Source organism: Aquimarina spinulae (assembly GCF_943373825.1).
In the GTDB taxonomy this organism is placed as follows: domain Bacteria; phylum Bacteroidota; class Bacteroidia; order Flavobacteriales; family Flavobacteriaceae; genus Aquimarina; species Aquimarina spinulae.
Genome location: NZ_CALSBP010000001.1, coordinates 974,167 through 993,126 on the forward strand (window position 1 = coordinate 974,167; position 18,960 = coordinate 993,126).

The 18,960-nt window shown below is 33.5% G+C and carries 16 protein-coding genes and 1 riboswitch; of the genes, 15 read left to right on the forward strand and 1 reads right to left on the reverse strand.

Going from position 1 to position 18,960, the window contains the following annotated elements:
* Positions 1–38 precede the first annotated feature (38 nt).
* The 8 genes from NNH57_RS04320 (at position 39) to NNH57_RS04355 (ending at position 9,129) form a co-directional block, all read left to right on the forward strand.
* The gene (locus NNH57_RS04320; RefSeq protein WP_108808320.1) at positions 39–1,286 is read left to right on the forward strand and encodes a sulfate adenylyltransferase subunit 1; all 1,248 of its coding nucleotides are present in this window, start codon (positions 39–41) and stop codon (positions 1,284–1,286) included.
* Positions 1,287–1,392: 106 nt separating this feature from the next.
* Entirely contained in the window at positions 1,393–3,483 is a 2,091-nt protein-coding gene (locus NNH57_RS04325; protein WP_074408514.1) for a HEPN domain-containing protein, read from the forward strand.
* A gap of 8 nt (positions 3,484–3,491) precedes the next feature.
* Complete coding sequence (cobA, locus tag NNH57_RS04330) at positions 3,492–4,259, forward strand: uroporphyrinogen-III C-methyltransferase (RefSeq protein ID WP_108808321.1); 768 nt, start codon at positions 3,492–3,494, stop codon at positions 4,257–4,259.
* A gap of 21 nt (positions 4,260–4,280) precedes the next feature.
* A complete protein-coding gene (locus tag NNH57_RS04335; protein WP_025665114.1) occupies positions 4,281–4,874 on the forward strand; it encodes a precorrin-2 dehydrogenase/sirohydrochlorin ferrochelatase family protein in 594 nt (197 codons plus the stop codon).
* On the forward strand, positions 4,871–5,926 hold the full coding sequence (locus NNH57_RS04340; protein WP_025665113.1) for an NAD(P)/FAD-dependent oxidoreductase: 1,056 nt from the start codon (positions 4,871–4,873) through the stop codon (positions 5,924–5,926). The genes NNH57_RS04335 and NNH57_RS04340 overlap by 4 nt, the downstream gene beginning before the upstream one ends.
* A gap of 249 nt (positions 5,927–6,175) precedes the next feature.
* On the forward strand, positions 6,176–7,309 hold the full coding sequence (locus NNH57_RS04345; protein ID WP_108808322.1) for a glycoside hydrolase family protein: 1,134 nt from the start codon (positions 6,176–6,178) through the stop codon (positions 7,307–7,309).
* Positions 7,310–7,311: 2 nt separating this feature from the next.
* Positions 7,312–8,484, forward strand: a complete 1,173-nt coding sequence (locus NNH57_RS04350; RefSeq protein WP_108808323.1) for a heparan-alpha-glucosaminide N-acetyltransferase domain-containing protein — start codon at positions 7,312–7,314, stop codon at positions 8,482–8,484.
* 324 nt (positions 8,485–8,808) lie between these two features.
* Complete coding sequence (locus tag NNH57_RS04355; protein ID WP_074408510.1) at positions 8,809–9,129, forward strand: 2Fe-2S iron-sulfur cluster-binding protein; 321 nt, start codon at positions 8,809–8,811, stop codon at positions 9,127–9,129.
* A 5-nt stretch (positions 9,130–9,134) separates the two neighbouring features.
* On the opposite strand, the gene NNH57_RS04360 is transcribed toward NNH57_RS04355, so the two are convergent.
* Positions 9,135–9,563, reverse strand: a complete 429-nt coding sequence (locus NNH57_RS04360) for a cytochrome c oxidase assembly factor Coa1 family protein (RefSeq protein WP_082994920.1) — start codon at positions 9,561–9,563, stop codon at positions 9,135–9,137.
* A 267-nt stretch (positions 9,564–9,830) separates the two neighbouring features.
* Here NNH57_RS04360 and NNH57_RS04365 point away from each other — a divergent pair, with 267 nt between their 5' ends.
* The 7 genes from NNH57_RS04365 to NNH57_RS04395 all read left to right on the forward strand — a co-directional run bounded on the left by NNH57_RS04365 (position 9,831) and on the right by NNH57_RS04395 (position 18,915).
* Positions 9,831–10,679, forward strand: coding sequence for a hypothetical protein (locus tag NNH57_RS04365; protein ID WP_074408508.1), 849 nt, complete (start codon positions 9,831–9,833; stop codon positions 10,677–10,679).
* A 158-nt stretch (positions 10,680–10,837) separates the two neighbouring features.
* Positions 10,838–10,943, forward strand: a riboswitch (SAM riboswitch).
* A gap of 150 nt (positions 10,944–11,093) precedes the next feature.
* Positions 11,094–12,095 carry a homocysteine S-methyltransferase family protein gene (locus NNH57_RS04370; protein WP_074408507.1) on the forward strand — a complete coding sequence of 334 codons (1,002 nt, stop codon included), beginning with the start codon at positions 11,094–11,096 and terminating at the stop codon, positions 12,093–12,095.
* A gap of 3 nt (positions 12,096–12,098) precedes the next feature.
* On the forward strand, positions 12,099–14,801 hold the full coding sequence (gene metH, locus NNH57_RS04375; protein WP_108808324.1) for a methionine synthase: 2,703 nt from the start codon (positions 12,099–12,101) through the stop codon (positions 14,799–14,801).
* Between the two features lie 15 nt (positions 14,802–14,816).
* Positions 14,817–15,287 carry a DinB family protein gene (locus NNH57_RS04380; RefSeq protein WP_074408505.1) on the forward strand — a complete coding sequence of 157 codons (471 nt, stop codon included), beginning with the start codon at positions 14,817–14,819 and terminating at the stop codon, positions 15,285–15,287.
* A 148-nt stretch (positions 15,288–15,435) separates the two neighbouring features.
* Entirely contained in the window at positions 15,436–16,389 is a 954-nt protein-coding gene (gene metF, locus NNH57_RS04385) for a methylenetetrahydrofolate reductase [NAD(P)H] (RefSeq protein ID WP_108808325.1), read from the forward strand.
* 510 nt (positions 16,390–16,899) lie between these two features.
* The gene (locus tag NNH57_RS04390) at positions 16,900–17,997 is read left to right on the forward strand and encodes an acyloxyacyl hydrolase (RefSeq protein ID WP_108808326.1); all 1,098 of its coding nucleotides are present in this window, start codon (positions 16,900–16,902) and stop codon (positions 17,995–17,997) included.
* 99 nt (positions 17,998–18,096) lie between these two features.
* Positions 18,097–18,915 carry a head GIN domain-containing protein gene (locus NNH57_RS04395; protein ID WP_234423395.1) on the forward strand — a complete coding sequence of 273 codons (819 nt, stop codon included), beginning with the start codon at positions 18,097–18,099 and terminating at the stop codon, positions 18,913–18,915.
* Positions 18,916–18,960: the final 45 nt, after the last annotated feature.

Consider the following 18,960-nt stretch of genomic DNA (forward strand, 5'->3'; position numbering starts at 1 on the left):
TCTTCAACAAAAAACTATTAACCATCAATCAAATTAAGATGGATGTATTAAAAATAGCAACAGCAGGAAGTGTAGATGATGGTAAAAGTACCTTGATCGGTCGTATTCTATATGATACAAAATCATTAACGACAGATAAATTAGAAGCAATTGAAACCAGAAGTAAAGCCAATGGTTTTGATTATTTAGATTTTTCGTTGGCTACAGATGGATTAGTAGCCGAACGTGAACAAGGGATTACTATTGATGTTGCTCATATCTACTTTTCTACAAAAACCAAAAGTTATATTATAGCCGATACCCCTGGGCATATTGAATATACCAGAAATATGGTTACCGGAGCATCGACATCACAAGCCTCTATCATTTTGGTAGATGCTCGTAAAGGTGTAATAGAACAAACTTATCGTCACTTTTTTATCAATAACCTGTTAAGAGTTAAAGACGTGATTGTAGCAGTTAACAAAATGGATTTGGTAGATTTTTCTCAGGAAAAATATGAAGCTATTAAAGCCGATTTTGAAACATTGATCGAAAAAAGTGACTACAAAGAACAGAATATAACATTTATCCCGGTAAGTGCATTGCAGGGCGATAATGTGGTAGATAAATCTGAGAATACCCCATGGTATACCGGGCAAACTTTACTAGAGCACTTAGAGAAATTAGATGCGCAGGATGTATATGAAAAAGCTCAGGTACGTTTTCCAATTCAAACGGTAATTCGTCCTAAAAAAGATGAGTTTCATGACTTTAGAGGATATGCAGGTAAATTATACGGAGGCGACCTTTCTGTTGGAGATGAAGTAACAATTTTACCTTCATTAACTACGTCAAAAGTAAAAGAAATTTACTTCTTTGATCAGAAATTTGATACCGCAGGTAGAGGGAGTTCTTGTACTATTACTTTAGAAGATGATGTAAATGTAAGTCGAGGAGATATGATTGTAAAATCATCAGAGAAGCCTCGGGTAGAAAAACAATTGACTGCAACAGTATGTTGGATGGATAGTAAAGACCTAAATCCAGGAACAAATTACTTTATACAAAGTGGAAGTAATAGAATTCTAGTAAAAGTGAAAAGTATAAACGGAACCATAGCAACCGATTTTTCTGGAGACGATACTTCAAAAAATGCTTTGAGTTTAAACGAAATAGGAAAAGTTCAGATACAGTTGAGCAAACCTTTAGCAGTTGATTCTTATAGCAAGAATAAAGCTTCAGGATCATTTATATTAATAGATTCACAAACCAATACTACTTCAGGAGTTGGTTTTATAGAATAAATATAAGTCATTCTTTATAGGAAGAAAAACAAAAAATTAGAATCATAAAACCATCATACAAAAGTCATAACTATGACCTTTTTTAAAGGCAGAAATACGAAAAAAGATGCAAAGTTTTAGAACCGAAATAGAAAACCCAATTGTTCAAAAAGATGTTATAGAATTAGCTAATAAAATTGAGCAATTCCATAAGGGTAAGATTGATGAAGAAAAATTTCGTAGCCTTCGTTTGGCACGTGGTGTATATGGTCAACGCCAGGAAGGAGTGCAGATGATTCGTATTAAGTTACCCTATGGTAAAGTGTTGAGTAATCAACTAAGACGTATTTGCGAAGTTTCTGATGAGTATTCCAGAGGAAGATTGCATATCACGACACGCCAGGATATTCAGATTCATTATGTAGATTTAAATAGAACCCCAGAACTTTGGGCAGAGTTAGAAAAAGATGATGTAACGTTAAGAGAAGCTTGTGGTAATACAGTTCGTAATGTAACTGCATCAGAAACTGCCGGAATTGATCCAAAAGAACCTTTTGATGTATCACCTTATGCAGATGCATTATTTCGTTTCTTTTTAAGAAACCCTATCTGTCAGGAAATGGGACGTAAATTCAAAGTTTCTTTTTCAGGAACTGAAGAAGATACAGGACTATCCTATATGCATGATCTTGGCTTTATTGCTAAAATTGAAAATGGAGTTAGAGGATTTAAAGTAATGCTAGGCGGTGGATTAGGGTCGCAACCAAGACATGCAGATGAGTTGTACAATTTCTTGCCATCAGAAAAGATTATTCCTTTGATGGAAGGGGTTTTGAGGATTTTTGATCGTCATGGTGAACGAAAAAGTAGAGCCAAGGCAAGAATGAAGTTTTTACTTAAAGACATAGGAGTTGAAGCGTTCAAAGAATTAGTAGAAGCAGAACAAAACGCAATAGAACAGAAAACTGTTGTGATTGATGCAGAAGCATATAAAACTTCAGTTCCAGTTGAAGTTGAAGCACCTCAAGTAGAGATCAAAAACCAAAAAACCTTTGACCTGTGGAAATCTACCAATGTAATAGCACAAAAACAAGAGGGGTATGTAGCCATAGGTGTCAAAGTACTATTAGGAGATTTTTATACTGATAAAGCTAGATTACTAGCAGATTTAGTTGAGAAATATGCGGCAGGAGAAATAAGATTATCATTGCGCCAGAATATTTTGATCCCTTTTGTAAAAGAAGATATAGTACCGTTTTTCTATCAAGAATTAGAAAAATTAGGATTTGTAGAATCTGGTTACAATAAAGCAGTAGATATAACCGCTTGCCCAGGAACAGATACCTGTAATCTAGGAATTGCAAGTAGTACAGGTATTGCCGAGGAACTAGAACGAGTAATCAAGACAGAATACCCTCAATATCTTGAAAAAGAAGATTTGGTGATCAAAATTAGTGGATGTATGAATGCTTGCGGGCAACACAATATGGCAAATATTGGTTTTCAGGGAATGTCTGTGCGTACTAAGGATAAATTAGTTGCACCTGCATTACAAGTATTATTAGGAGGAGGGAACTTAGGAGATGGTAATGGTCGTTTTGCGGATAAAGTAGTAAAAATACCAAGTAGAAGAGGGCCAGAAGCATTACGTAGAATTCTTAATGATTTTGAAGCAAATGCTAACGGTAAAACTTTTATAGACTATTATACCGAGCAAGGAGAAAAGTATTTCTATGATTTTCTTACCGATTTATCTAATGTAGATAGTCTTACTCAAGAAGATTTTATTGATTGGGGAACAGAAGAGAATTATGTAAAAGCAATCGGAGTAGGAGAATGTGCAGGAGTAGTTATAGATTTAATAGCTACTTTGTTCTTAGAAAGTGAAGAGAAAATAGAAAATGCGAAAATATCTTTTGAGAATGAAATATACTCTGATGCTGTATATCATGCATACAGCTCATTAGTTAATTCTGCAAAAGCATTATTATTAGCCGAAAACAAAAAAACAAATACACATGCAGGAATCATTCGTCAGTTTGACGAAGAATTTGTCGCAAGCGGAAAAGTACAATTAGAAGGAACATTTGCAGACTTGATTTATCAACTTCAAAAAAATGCACCCACTAGAGATTTTGCAGTAGATTATATAAAAAATGCAGAGCAATTTTTGCAAAAAGTGCAGGAGTTTAGAGCTGTTGAAGTAGAAAATGCATAAAGAAAATAATGAATAGTAAAACACCAAAATTAACAGTAGTAGGAGCAGGTCCGGGAGATCCGGATTTGATCACTCTTAAAGCAATTAAAGCTTTAGAGTCTGCAGATGTGGTGTTATATGATGCACTCATTAATGAAACCTTATTGGGTTACGCGTCTAATGCAGAGAAGATATTTGTTGGTAAAAGAAAAGGATGCTATGCATATCAACAAGAACAGATTAATGAATTAATAGTAAGTAGAGCCAAGAGCCATGGGCATGTAGTGCGATTAAAAGGAGGAGATCCTTTTATTTTTGGACGTGGAGCAGAAGAGATTGATTATGTACAACAGTTTGATGTAGAAACCAATATGGTTCCGGGGATATCATCATCTTTAGCTGTTCCAGCATACCAGGGAATCCCGTTAACAAAAAGAGGATCCTCAGAAAGCTTTTGGGTAATTACAGGAACTACAAAATCCCACAAATTATCACAGGATATATGCCTGGCAGCAAAATCAAATGCAACTGTGGTAATTTTGATGGGAATGAGTAAGTTGAATGAAATAGTTAGTATCTTTGCTGCCGAAAATAAGCAAGACATTCCAGTAGCTATTATCCAAAACGGAACCACAGAAAAAGAGAAGTTTGGATACAGTACAATAGAGAATATTGAGGAAGTAGTTTTAGAAAAAGAATTATCCTCACCAGCAATTATTATAATAGGAGAAGTGGTAAGCCAACGAGTTCGACTAGCTTCGATTTATAATGAAGTTCGAGAAGAAATTGTATCTTAATAGTTTGGGACTAGCTTAAAGATGAAAGAAAGAAACAATTTATATCCAGTTTTTTTAAAGGCTGCAAACCTTGAAACCCTTATCGTAGGAGGAGGAAATGTAGCAGAAGAAAAACTTACGTTCTTATTAAAATCTAGCCCAGATGCTAAGGTGACTATAGTGTCATCAATGTTTAGAGAAGGTACAATAGCATTAGCAAATAAGTTTGGAGTGGAAATGATACATAAAAAATATCACAAACGTTTTCTTAAAGGAAAACATATTGTGATTGCTACCACAGATGTTCCTAAAGTTAATATGCAGGTGTATAAAGATTGTAGGAAACGAAGTATACTGGTTAATGTAGCAGATAATCCGCCGTATTGTGATTTTTATATGGGCGCGATTGTAACCAAAGGCAATGTAAAAGTGGCAATCTCTACTAATGGGAAATCACCAACTACAGCCAAACGATTACGTCAGTTTTTTGAGGAAGCGATACCTGAAAATATTGATGATTTAGTTAAAAATTTAAACGAGTACAGAAAAACAATAAAAGGTAATTTTGAAGAAAAAGTGGAGACACTAAACGAATTTACCAAAGGATTAATAGGAAAAAAAGAAGTTGAAAAATGATCAAGACTGATATTTTAATAATCGGAGCGGGACCAACAGGACTATTTACTGTTTTTGAAGCAGGATTACTGAAGTTAAAGACGCATCTTATTGATGCCTTACCACAACCAGGTGGGCAATGTTCAGAAATATATCCCAAAAAACCAATATATGATATTCCTGGTTTTCCAGAAATACTTGCAGGAGAATTGGTAGATAACCTAATGGAGCAAATAAAACCTTTTAAACCCGGGTTTACTCTAGGAGAAAGAGCAGAAACTATCGAGAAATTAGAAGATGATACTTTTTTGGTAACTACCAATAAAGGAACACAACATAATGCACCGGTAGTTGCAATTGCTGGAGGATTGGGTTCTTTCGAGCCTCGTAAACCACCGATTCCAAATATTGCTGATTTCGAAGATAAAGGAGTAGCGTATATCATACGTGATCCAGAAGTATATAGAGATAAACGAGTTGTAATTGCAGGAGGAGGAGACTCTGCTTTAGATTGGTCGATTTTCTTGGCAGATGTGGCCAGTGAAGTAACTCTAGTGCACAGGCGAAACGAATTTCGTGGCGCTTTAGATTCGGTAGAAAGAGTAGCAGAGCTTTCCAAATTAGGAAAAGTAAACCTGATTACTGAAGCTGAAGTAAAAGAATTGAAAGGTGATGACCACATTACAGCAGTTGGTATAAAACATAAAACCAAAGGTGAAATTATTTTAGATACAGATTACTTCATCCCGTTATTTGGATTATCCCCAAAATTAGGACCAATAGGAGATTGGGGATTAGAGATCGAAAAAAATGCGATCAAAGTAGATAATTCATACGATTACCAAACTAATATCCCGGGAATTTACGCTATTGGTGATGTAAATACATATAAAGGAAAACTAAAATTAATCCTTTCTGGTTTTCATGAAGCAGCCATTATGTGTCAGAGTGCTTATCAAAGAATCTTTCCAGATAAAAAGTATGTGATGAAATATACAACCGTTGGTGGAGTAGAAGGATTTGATGGAACTAAAAAAGAAGCTAAAAAAGAAGTAGTAAAAGCTATTAATTAGAAAAGAGTTTATTTTAAAAATAAAGCAGGTGTATACCGAAAATCAATTTTCGGTATACACCTGTCCTTTTTTTAGAACCCTATGAACAAAGATTAAATTGCTTCAATATCTCATTTTAACGTTATTAAAAATGGTATAATAGATTACAAAATAGGTTGTACTTCTATGAAATGATGTGTTTTGTAGAAAAAAATTTTAAACCCTGTTTTTTTTCTTTACCTATGGTTCTAATTTTTTTTAAACGTTCTTATGAAAAAGCTATTTTCTATTCTTTCGATTGTTTTTGTGTTAATTGCTTGTAAAAATAAAGCTGAAACTGAAAAAAGTGTAATTACTAAAAACAAAATATCTGTTTATGCATGGGCACATTTACCCGAAAATGCATCAGATGAAGAATTGAAAAAACAATTTCAGGAATTAAAAAATAAAGGAATAGATGGTTTAATGTATTCTGCAGGCCATGATCCTTTAATCTATAAAAGAGTTGGTAAAATTGTTAAGCAAACGGGAATGGAGTTTCATGCATGGATACCGACCATGATACAAAACTCTAATCCAAAATTAAAACCAGAATGGTATGCTATTAATCGAAATGGTGAATCTGCATATGATAAACCGGCATATGTTTCGCATTACCAGTTTTTATGCCCTAATAAAGATGAAGTGTATGATTTCCTTAAAAACCTTTACAGAAGTGTTGCTGATGTAGAAGAAGTAGATGGAATTCATCTAGACTATATCCGGTTTCCAGATGTGATTTTGGCAAAAGGATTATGGGAAAAATATAACCTGGTAATGGATAAAGAATATCCCCAATTTGATTATTGTTACTGCGATAAATGCGTTCATGATTTTAAATCATTATCAGGTATTGATATTAAAGATGTTGAAGATCCTTCGCAAGTAGGAGAATGGAAACAATTTCGTTATGATTTGATAACTAAAATGGTGAATAGATTGGCAGATGTAGTGCATGACAAAAATAAAGTGATTAATGCGGCAGTGTTTCCAGGACCAAATTCTATTGCAAAAAAATTAGTAAGACAAGAGTGGAATACATGGAATTTGGACGCGTTTTTCCCTATGAATTATAATGACTTCTATCTAGAAGATACAAAATGGATTGGCGAGCTAACAAAAGAAGAAGTAACTGCTGTTAATAGTAAGAAACCTGTTTATAGTGGTTTATTCATTTGTCCGAAACCTAAAAATAAAGCAAATGAAACAGATCCCGAAAATCATGGGCTATTACCCGAAGAATTAGAAGCCGCAATTATTGAATCTATTCAAAATGGAGCCACTGGCATTTGTTTATTTACACCAAATAGGATGACAGATGCACATTGGGAAGTCTTGCAAAAAACAATTAATAAAGATTTTTAAATATGAGAATAGCATCAATAGATATTTTTAGAGCTTTAACAATGGTTTTAATGATCTGGGTAAATGACTTCTGGACACTTACAGATATTCCTAAGTGGCTTCAACATGCGACTGCTAGTGAAGATTATATGGGTTTTTCTGATATTATTTTTCCGTTGTTTTTATTTATTGTTGGCCTTAGTATTCCTTATGCAATCGAAAATAGACTTGCTAAAAAAGAAAGTAAAACTTTAATAGCAAAGCATATAATTATAAGATCTTTTTCATTGTTGTTAATTGGTTTTTTTATGGTAAACTATGAAACAGCTCACCATGAAAGCATTATTATTGGAAAATATTTTTGGGGTTTACTTATGGCCCTGGCCATATTATTAATTTGGATGAATTGGAAAAAAAGTCCAATTCAAAAAAAATGGCATGTTTATTTTCATGTCTTAGGAATTATTATACTTATTTTTTTGGCAGTTATATACAATGGAGGTTCTAGGGGGGAGAGTTGGATGAAAATACATTGGTGGGGTATTTTAGGACTTATTGGTTGGGCTTATGTCATAAATGGGTTAATTTACCTATATAGTAAAAGGAATATTACGATAATGGTTATTTTATGGGTGATTTTTAACCTGCTCTCTATATTGAATCAGACCGATAAGCTAATTTTCGAAAATGATAATATTACTTTTTTCTCTACATTATATACAGGTACTATTCCCGCATTTACTACTGCTGGTATTGTAGCAACATTAATATTTAAAAAGTTATCAGGAACAAACATAAAATGGCGATATATAAGTTTAATAGGATTAGGAGTACTACATGTTATTTATGGAATAGCAACCAGACCATATTGGGGTATTTCTAAAATACAAGGAACACCATCTTGGTTAGCTATCTGCACAGGAATAGGTTTTCTTATGTTTACAATATTGTATTACATCACAGATGTGAAAAAACAAACTAGCTGGGCAAAGATAATTGCTCCGGCTGGTACAGCAACATTAACATGTTATATGATCCCTTATTTTTTATATCCAATGTATGCCATTACCGATATTAAATTTCCTGATATTTTGAACTCTTCTGGCTTAGGGCTGTTTATATCTTTTATCTTTTCTTTATTAGTAGTCGTTTTTACCGGCTGGTTAGAACAAAAAAAATATAAGCTAAAACTGTGATATCTTCTTTTTTTCCCCTATTTCTTTAACATAATAATGATGAAAGGTAGATAATAGTATTGATTTTATTTTTTTTCATTAAGAGATACTTTTTTTTATTGGTTTAGTTTTTATAAAATAGATGTTAATAAATGATTATTATTTGAATGATTTTTTATAAGATTCAGTATATTTGATCCTTCAAAATCTTCATAATTACTGGTTTAAAAAAACGAGATACGACTCTTAGATAAAATACGCTAAACAATTTAAAATAAAATGCAAAAGACCTTAAATAAAATCGGTAAGGTCTTTGATTATATTTGTAAACAGAAATAAAAAGATATGTCAGATGTTACCATAAAAATAAAAGATAGAGAAGGTGTAGTACATGAGATACAAGCACCGACAGATATGGCTATGAATTTAATGGAGGTTTGTAAAGCTTATGAATTACCAGTAGAAGGAACCTGTGGGGGAATGGCCATGTGTGCTTCTTGTCAATGCTATATTTTATCTGATCACAAATTACCAGAAATGGGACAGGATGAAGATTTGATGTTAGCAGAAGCCTTTTATGTAGAGGATAATAGTAGATTAGGATGTCAAATCCCAATTACTCCCGAGTTGGATGGATTAGAAATAGAATTGGCCCCGGAGTCTTAATTATATTATTCTCCCAGGATTTTAATAGATTCTTTTTTGGGTTTTTTAATTCTAACGGTAATTTTTTGATATTCCCAGTTAGCTCCTTTTTTATAGGCTACGATATCTAGTTTAGCTTTTCCTTTGGTGCCTCTAATTCCTACGGTTAATGCAATTGAAGTATTGTGATTTGAATATTCAACTTCTCCTTCTAGTAACCGAAAGAAATCTATAGGAGATAGTTCACCTAATTTTTCAATAACACGATCGTTTTTTTTAGCTATTTCAAGAGCATTTCCTGTAAGATCGGGTTGAACATAAACAGATCCGTATCTAAATGCAGCATTACCCGTCATCATAAAAAACACGAATATACAAATAACTATCCCTGTTGTAGGAAGCACCCATTTCCAATTTCGATTCCACCAACTTTTTTTAGAAATTAATTCGTTCATGATAGCGAATAGTATTGTTGTTAAGCTCTTTTTTATAAAGACCCCTTGTTAAATATATTTGTTGCAATACTCACAAAAGACAAAAGGTGTTTTCCTCTTGTAATAGATGTATTACACTTATATAAAATGGGGTTTTTGACCCCGTTTTTTGACCTGTTTTGATTGTATTTTTGAATTGAGAAAATAGACTTAAAACATTGTTAGGAGTATTTGTCTAATGAGAACTAACATAACTACAGTATAAAAAAACACAAAAAACAAAGGGGCATGAGAACAAAAAAAAATCGATTTAATTTAGGCATTTCCATTCTTTTATTAGCAAGTATATTATTATTTACAAATTGTGAAAAAGAATCAATTGTAAACGAAGAATTAAACACATTAAATACAGAACAAGAAGAATTCCTCACTAAAGCAAAAGAGAATTATTTGAAGGAAAACGGAATCAATATTGATATCATAGATATCGATTGGTGTTCTATTATACCAAATTTGTCTGGGTATTATTATGCTAATGATGGAGGGCATTATTATGTTAGACATATTGGAAATAAGGTGTACTGGTTTGGGGAACATCCATCAGGTATTTGGGCCAATGTTTTTAAGGGTACTGTTAGTGGTAAAATAATTACCGGAAGTTTTTATGATGTGCCTAAAGGTAAAATAGCAGGAAGTGGGAATTTAACATTGTCTATAGGTTGTTTTGGAAGTGGTTTTACCAAAATATCCGGGAGTAATTTCGGAGGTTCAGTTTGGACAAAAACCGTAAGGCCTTCGCATCTCCCTCGTCCACGTCAGGCAGGATTTGGAGTTGTGAATGATAGCAATAATATTACCGGTCGATGGGTTGGCGATGATGGAGGTATTTACTATATAAGACAAATAGGTAATATGGTAGTTTGGTTTGGAGAACGTAATTTTGTAAATGGTCGCCCTACATGGTCCAATGTTGCCTGGGGGAGTCGTTTCTATAGCCAGTTATGGTTAGATTGGGTTGATGTTCCTAAAGGGAATACAAATAACGGAGGAATTCTAAGAGGATTTGTCGAAGGGCCAAATTATATATCTCTAGGGCATAATACTGGAGGTTTTGGAGGTTCAGAGCTTCGAAGGTAATATAAATATATACATATAAAATAGAGATTACCCTTTTGGGTAATCTTTTTTTGTTAATACGAGGTGAAATTGATAAATAAACTTGCATAACAAAAGGCTATGTCTTTTATTTGCACTTAAATTAACAGCAATTGCTGTTTAGTTCATATATATTTTAATTGTTATCGAGAAAGGTGGAGGGAATAGACCCTATGAAACCTTAGCAACCCTTTATCCTGTAAAGAAGGTGCTACATTCTATCCGTTGTAACGGTATAGATAACCAAAACTCATAGCTCAGCTATGTTTTCCATTTATTTTTCTTGATACACTTTCTTTACTTAAATAAAGAATTAAATAATGTTTTGTTTTTCCAGTGTTTGGTTTATACTTAGTATAGATTACGGTTGGAATACACAATAATATTTGATAATTGATGAAAGACATATACAAAATACTAGAAGAGAGAATCCTTGTGCTCGATGGAGCCATGGGAACCATGCTGCAAAGGCATAAGTTTACAGAAGAAGATTTTAGAGGAGAACGATTCAAGGATTGGCCTGTTCCTGTACAGGGTAATAATGATTTGTTGAGCATTACTCAGCCCGAAGCAATAAAAGAAGTACATCGACTTTATTTTGAAGCAGGTGCAGATATTGTAGAAACCAACACCTTTTCGGGAACAACCATAGCTATGGCTGATTATGAAATGGAAGATTTGGTTTATGAACTAAATTATCAGTCGGCAAAAATTGCCAAAGAAGTAGCAGATGAGTTGACAGAAAAAGAACCTCATAAACCTCGTTTTGTAGCAGGATCTATTGGCCCAACAAACAGAACAGCAAGTATGTCTCCCGATGTAAATGACCCAGGATATAGAGCAGTAACTTTTGATGAATTAAGAATCGCTTATAAACAACAGGTCGAAGCACTATTAGATGGAGGTGTAGATATTTTATTGGTAGAAACCATTTTCGATACATTAAATGCCAAAGCAGCACTTTTTGCAATTGAAGAGGTAAAAGATGAAAAAAATATCGATGTTCCAATTATGGTAAGTGGTACGATAACAGATGCAAGTGGTAGAACATTATCGGGCCAAACAGCAGAAGCATTTTTAATTTCGCTATCTCATATTCCGATGTTATCTGTTGGATTTAATTGTGCATTGGGAGCAAATCAATTAACTCCTTATTTAGAAGTTTTAGCTCAGAAAGCAAGTTTTGGAATATCTGCACATCCTAATGCCGGACTGCCAAATGCGTTTGGAGAGTATGACGAAACACCAGAACAAATGGCAGAACAGATTAAAGAATACATGGAAAAAAACTTAGTAAATATTATAGGCGGTTGTTGTGGGACCACTCCAGAACATATCAAAGCAATAGCAGATTTAGCAAAAGATTATAAACCAAGAGTAGTAGGAGTAGAAGTATAGCATATGAGTACTAAGGAAAAAAGAAAATATCTTAAACTCTCTGGTCTGGAGCCAATGATTGTTTCTGCTGAAACGAATTTTATTAACGTTGGAGAACGAACTAATGTAGCAGGGTCACGCAAGTTTTTACGTTTAGTCAAGGAAGAAAAATTTGATGAAGCTTTAGATATAGCAAGGCATCAGGTAGAAGGAGGAGCACAGGTCATTGATATCAATATGGATGATGGCTTAATCGATGGTAAGGATGCAATGGTAAGATTTCTTAATCTTATAATGGCAGAACCAGATATTGCCCGAGTACCCATTATGATAGATAGCTCTAAATGGGAAATCATCGAAGCTGGATTGCAAGTAGTGCAAGGAAAATGTGTGGTAAATTCTATAAGCCTTAAAGAAGGTGAAGAAGAGTTTATATCACATGCAAAAGCCATAAAAAGATATGGTGCTGCTGTAATTATAATGGCATTTGATGAGGTAGGACAAGCAGATAATTATGAGCGTCGTATCGAAATCTCAAAACGATCTTATGATATATTGGTTAACAGACTGAGTTTTCCACCAGAAGATATCATATTTGATTTAAATATATTTCCGGTTGCAACCGGAATGGAAGAGCATCGTAAAAATGCCATCGATTTTATTGAAGCCACACGATGGGTAAGAGAAAATCTACCACATAGTAGTGTAAGTGGTGGTGTAAGTAATGTTTCATTTTCCTTTAGAGGAAATAATACAGTTCGCGAAGCTATGCATTCCGTTTTTTTGTATCATGCAATTAAGGCCGGAATGAATATGGGGATTGTAAATCCTGCAATGTTAGAGGTGTATGACGATATTCCTAAAGATCTTTTAGAACATGTAGAAGATGTAATTCTGGATCGAAGAGATGACGCTACCGAACGACTATTGGATTTTGCAGAAACGGTTAAAGGAACCAGTAAAGAGAGGGTGGTTGATCTTTCCTGGAGAGAAGAACCATTACAGGATAGAATTACAAGAGCCCTTGTGAAAGGGATTGATCAATATATAGTAGAAGATGTAGAAGAAGCAAGGCAAATAGCAGATAAACCCATAGAAGTTATAGAAGGAAATCTGATGACAGGAATGAATGTTGTTGGTGATCTTTTTGGATCTGGTAAAATGTTTTTACCTCAGGTAGTCAAATCCGCCAGAGTAATGAAAAAAGCAGTAGCGTATTTACTTCCATTTATTGAAGAAGAAAAGAAAAAGAATGCACTTTCTGGGGGTGTCGTAAAAGAAAATGATTCTAATGGCCGCATTTTAATGGCAACGGTAAAAGGTGATGTGCATGATATTGGTAAAAATATTGTTTCGGTAGTATTAGGATGTAATAATTATGAAATTGTAGACCTTGGTGTAATGGTTCCTCCTGATAAAATTATTCAGACGGCAATCGATGAACAAGTAGATATCATTGGATTAAGTGGCTTGATAACTCCATCTCTAGATGAAATGGTTCATCTAGCTAAAGAAATGGAACGTAAGAATTTCAATATTCCTTTATTGATTGGTGGGGCAACTACATCAAAAGCTCATACCGCAGTTAAGATCGATCCACAATATAAAAATGCAGTAGTGCACGTTAATGACGCATCAAGAGCGGTAACAGTTGTTGGTGATTTACTGAATAAAAGAAGCAACCAAAAATATGTAGGTAATCTTAAAGAAGATTATGAAAAATTTAGAGATGGATTTCTAAAGAGAACAAAACAAAAAGAATATCTGAGTATCAAGGAAGCCAGAAAAAATAAATATGTAATTGATTGGCAAACCTCCGAAATTGTAACACCAAACAAACTAGGAGTTAAGGTTATAGAAGATTTTGATTTGAAAAAACTAGAACCTTATATCGATTGGTCTCCGTTTTTTAGATCCTGGGACTTACATGGTAAATACCCTGCTATTTTAACTGATACCGTGGTTGGAGAACAAGCTACATCTTTATTTAAAGATGCGCGAGAATTATTGCAAAGAGTGTTTGATGAAAAATTATTAGGAGCAAAAGCCGTATATGGATTGTTCGAGGCTAATATGGTAGATGATGATGATATTGAGGTGTCTTCAGAACAAGGAGTTTTTAAATTCAGAACACTACGTCAACAATTAAAAAAACATGCAGGAAAACCCAATTTTGCGTTGTCTGATTTTGTAGCACCAAAAGAAAGCGGAATTCAAGATTATATGGGATGTTTTTGTGTAACAACAGGTTTTGGAACGAAGGAACTTGCAGAAGCTTTTGAAGCTGATCACGATGACTATAATTCTATTATGATTAAGGCATTAGCAGATCGTTTAGCCGAAGCTTTTGCAGAATATTTACATAAAAAAGTACGTATAGAAGATTGGGGATATGCTAATGATGAATCATTAACCAATGAAGAATTAATAAAAGAAGCCTATAAAGGTATTCGACCCGCACCTGGATATCCAGCTTGCCCGGATCATCTCGAAAAGATAACAATTTGGGAATTACTTCGTGTTAAAGAACAAATCGGAGTAGAATTAACCGAAAGCCTGGCTATGTGGCCGGCAGCATCTGTATCTGGATATTATTTTGCTAATCCCGAAGCTCGATATTTTGGATTAGGAAAAATGAAAGAAGATCAGGTAAAAGATTTTGCAAAACGAAAGAATATAGATTTTGAGTATGCAAAGAAATGGTTGAGTCCCAATATAGTGGACTAAATAAATACGAACCCAATGAGTATAAAAGATAGCATTAGAAAGTATGATGAGGTTTTTGAAGGAGAGCCATGGTTTGGTACTTCTATATTAAAATCATTAGAGCATATTCCTGCACTTTTTTGGAATGAAAAGCCGAAAAAAGTGTCGCACTCTATATCAGAACTAGTATATCATCTTATAGATTGGAGAGGGTTTGTTATCGAAAAACTAAAAGAAAATAGAGCTTTTGATATTGATTTAAACTCTGAAAAGGATTGGAGAAAAAATGTTTCAATACGAAATGAAAAAGAAAAGAAAAAAACTCTTGAAGAATTAGTCGAAACTCAAAATATAATATGCGAATTGCTATTAACAAAACCAGATTCATGGCTGAATGAACAAGTAGCTGGCCGTCAATATCGAAATGGATACATGGTAAATGGAGTGATACAGCATGATATATATCATTTGGGACAAATCAATATGGTATATAGTCAATTAAAATAAAGAATAAGGTATTTTGTAAAGAAGAGACTTCATGTTAACACTTTGTATACGATACAGAGATATTAAAAACGTAAGTCTAAAAATACAGATAATGATAATTATCCTAATACCAAAAATGATAAACGAAGAATCAGGAATTATAGATTAGATGAAAGTAACAGATCACATAAAAAAAGCTAAAGAAAAAACATTATTTTCTTTTGAATTAATACCGCCTCAAAAAGGGAGAAGCATACAAGAATTATATGATAATATTGACCCATTAATGGAGTTTAATCCTCCTTTTATTGATGTGACTACGTCTCGGGAGGAATTTATTTATATAGATAGAGAAGGGTTGTTAGATAAAAAACTAACCCGTATGCGACCAGGTACTGTAGGTATTTGTGCTTCGATTACTCATAAATACAATGTAGATACAATCCCTCATGTGTTATGCGGTGGGTTTACCAAAGAAGAAACAGAATATTTATTGGTAGATTGTCACTATTTGGGTATTGAAAATGTAATGGCTTTACGTGGTGATGCAATGAAGGAAGAAAAATATTTTACCCCTACCAAAGGAGGGCATAGTTATGCTAATGAGCTGGTAGAGCAGATATTGAATATGAATAAAGGAAAATTTCTTCATGAAGTGATTGAAACAGATAACAAATCCGATTTTTGTATTGGAGTTGCCGGCTACCCAGAAAAACATATGGAAGCTCCTTCTGTAGATTCTGATATCAGAAGATTAAAAGACAAAGTAGATGCAGGAGCAGATTATGTAGTGACCCAAATGTTTTTTGATAACAAAAGATATTTTGATTTCGTGAAAAGAGCTAGAGAAGCAGGAATTAAAGTGCCTATAATCCCTGGGATTAAACCCGTAGCAGTAAAAAGACATTTACAATTATTACCTCAGGTTTTTAAACTGGATATGCCAGATGAATTGGTGAGAGCAGTAGAGAAATGTAAAACAAATAAGGAAGTCAGAGAGGTAGGAATTGAGTTTGCAATACAACAATCTAAAGAACTGATGGAGTTTGGAGTTCCTGTATTGCATTATTATTCAATGGGTAAATCTGATAATATTAGAAAGATTGCCGAGGGAGTCTTTTAAAAAAACATTCTTTCCTAAACATAAGAGAACGGCAATTATTGCCAATTTTAAGTATATAATTTTAGTGTAACCCTGTTAGATTAAGGTCTAGCAGGGTTTTTTTATGAACTATAAACAGCATAAAATAGTTGCTTTTTTATCAGATTCACTGTTTACAGGGAACTTTTCATCCTGCACAAAACGGATTTTTTCACCTGTATTACTGCAGTGATAGAAAAATACTCTAAAAAACTTTAAACTAAAACAAATGAAAAATTTGAAATTCTTTGTTGTGCTATTCATTAGAGCAATGGTTATATCATGCTCTAGTGATGATGACTCTTTAACTTCTGAAACTGCAAATGCTGCAAAAAAATAAGACCTTAGGTAAAACTGTAAAAGCAGACGTTTCTGAACTTTTATATTTTTAATATGCTGATTTTAAGATATTTGTAGTGATGAAATAATGCTAAGATAAAACCAAACCTATGAGTGTTTGGAAACCTCGAAGGTCTATCATACTTTTGCCGCATGATAAAAAGGATTTATTTACTCATCTTTATCGTTCATTTTGGTACGTACGCTCAGACAGAATCTAAAATACATTATACACTGGATGTCAATAACTTTTATGGCACCATACTAAAACATAATCCCGATATTTCGCATTTAATTACGGGTCATCCATCTGGTGTGATTCTTTCCTTTCAGCGCAAAACATTTGGAGATAAAAAATGGCAACGATTATATAATTATCCTGATTATGGCGTTTCTTTTTTATATCAAGATATGGATAATGAGTTTTTGGGAAAGCATTTAGGTCTGTTTGTCCATTATAATTTTTATTTCTTAAAACGGTATCTAAACCTTAGAATAGGCCAAGGAATTGGGTATAGCACAAACCCTTATGATGAAGATGATAATTATAGAAATGTAGCTCATGGTACACATTTATCCAGCGGAACTTATTTTTTATTACAAGCTAAAAAGGAGAACCTTATTAAGGGTTTTGGGTTACAAGCAGGTTTAGGAGTTGTCCATTATTCTAATGGAAATTCTAAGGCGCCAAATAAAAGTACTAATACATTGTTCTTAAATGCAGGAATAACCTACACATTAGATCAGGAAACCCCAGAATACATAGAGAAGGAAGAAGGAGCTCTTAAAGGAGGAGAACCAATAGGTTATGGTTTTATTTTTAGAAGTGGAGTTAATGAAAGTGATGTAGTAGGATCGGGAAGATTTCCTTTTTATACGTTTGGAGGTTTTGTAGATAAGAGATTAAATAAAAAAAGTGCCATTCAGTTAGGAGCAGAAGTGTTTTTTTCTAAAACCTTGGAGCGTTATATAGATTTTAGAGCAGCAGGAGGGTTTAATGATGGAACTACAGGGGATGAAGATGCTAAACGAGTAGGAATGTTCCTGGGGCACGAATTAAGAGTAAATAGAATTTCTGTACTTACACAGGTAGGGTATTATGTGTATTATCCTTATGATTTTGAAGGACAAACGTATCTTAGAGCAGGAGTTCAATATTATTTTACTAAAAACATATTTGGTTCGCTAACTGTTAGATCTCATGCTGCCAAAGCTGAGGCTATGGAGTTTTCGATAGGGTATAGATTATAAAAATACTGCTGAAATGAGCCATAACAATCGAATGGATACCAACCAAGATGTTAAATGGCAAATTCCATCTGACAACTAAAAAACAATAAAAAAGAACAGATGAATCTTAATGTAAGTTTAAAAAAACAGAATGTTGGACTTGACATGTCGAAGTCTTTTTTAAAATATATAGTAGTAAGATGTATAGGGATATGGGTTGTATTATTTTTATTTGGTTGTGATTCTGAAAATGCTTCAGATTGTTTTCAAAGAACAGGAACAATAGTTAGAAAAGAAATTGAAGTTACTGATTTTACACGTATTTTGGTAAATCCAAATATAGAACTAATCGTAAAAGAAGGTGCTATTACTTCAGTAATTATTGAAACGGGAGATAATTTGCTAAACGAAGTTTCGGCAATAGTCGAAGATGATCGACTGGTGCTTAGTAATACTAATGATTGTGCATTTTTTAGAGATTTTAATCAAACTAAGATTTTTGTTACTGCTCCTAATATTACAGAAATAAGGAGTGGAACACAATTCGATATCTCATCCGATGGGGTATTAAACTATACTTCATTAACATTATTATCTGAAGATTTTGGTGAAAATACCGAAACTACAACAGGAACATTCAATTTGAGTGTAGATTGTGAATCTATTAATGTTGTAGGAAATAATATTGCTTCATTTTTTATAACTGGAACAGTACAGACATTAGATGTCAATTTTGCTTCCGGAACCGGAAGATTTGAAGGAGCTAATTTAGTAGCAGAGAATGTTCAGGTTTTTCATAGAGGGACCAATAAAATTATAGTAAATCCTCAACAATCAATTACAGGAGAGATACGAAGTACAGGAGATGTAATTTCGGTGAACAGACCTTCAATTGTTGAAGTAGAAACATTTTTTACGGGAAAACTTATATTTCAATAGTTATTCAATACGCCTCTCCTTAGCATTGATAAATAGAATACCTGT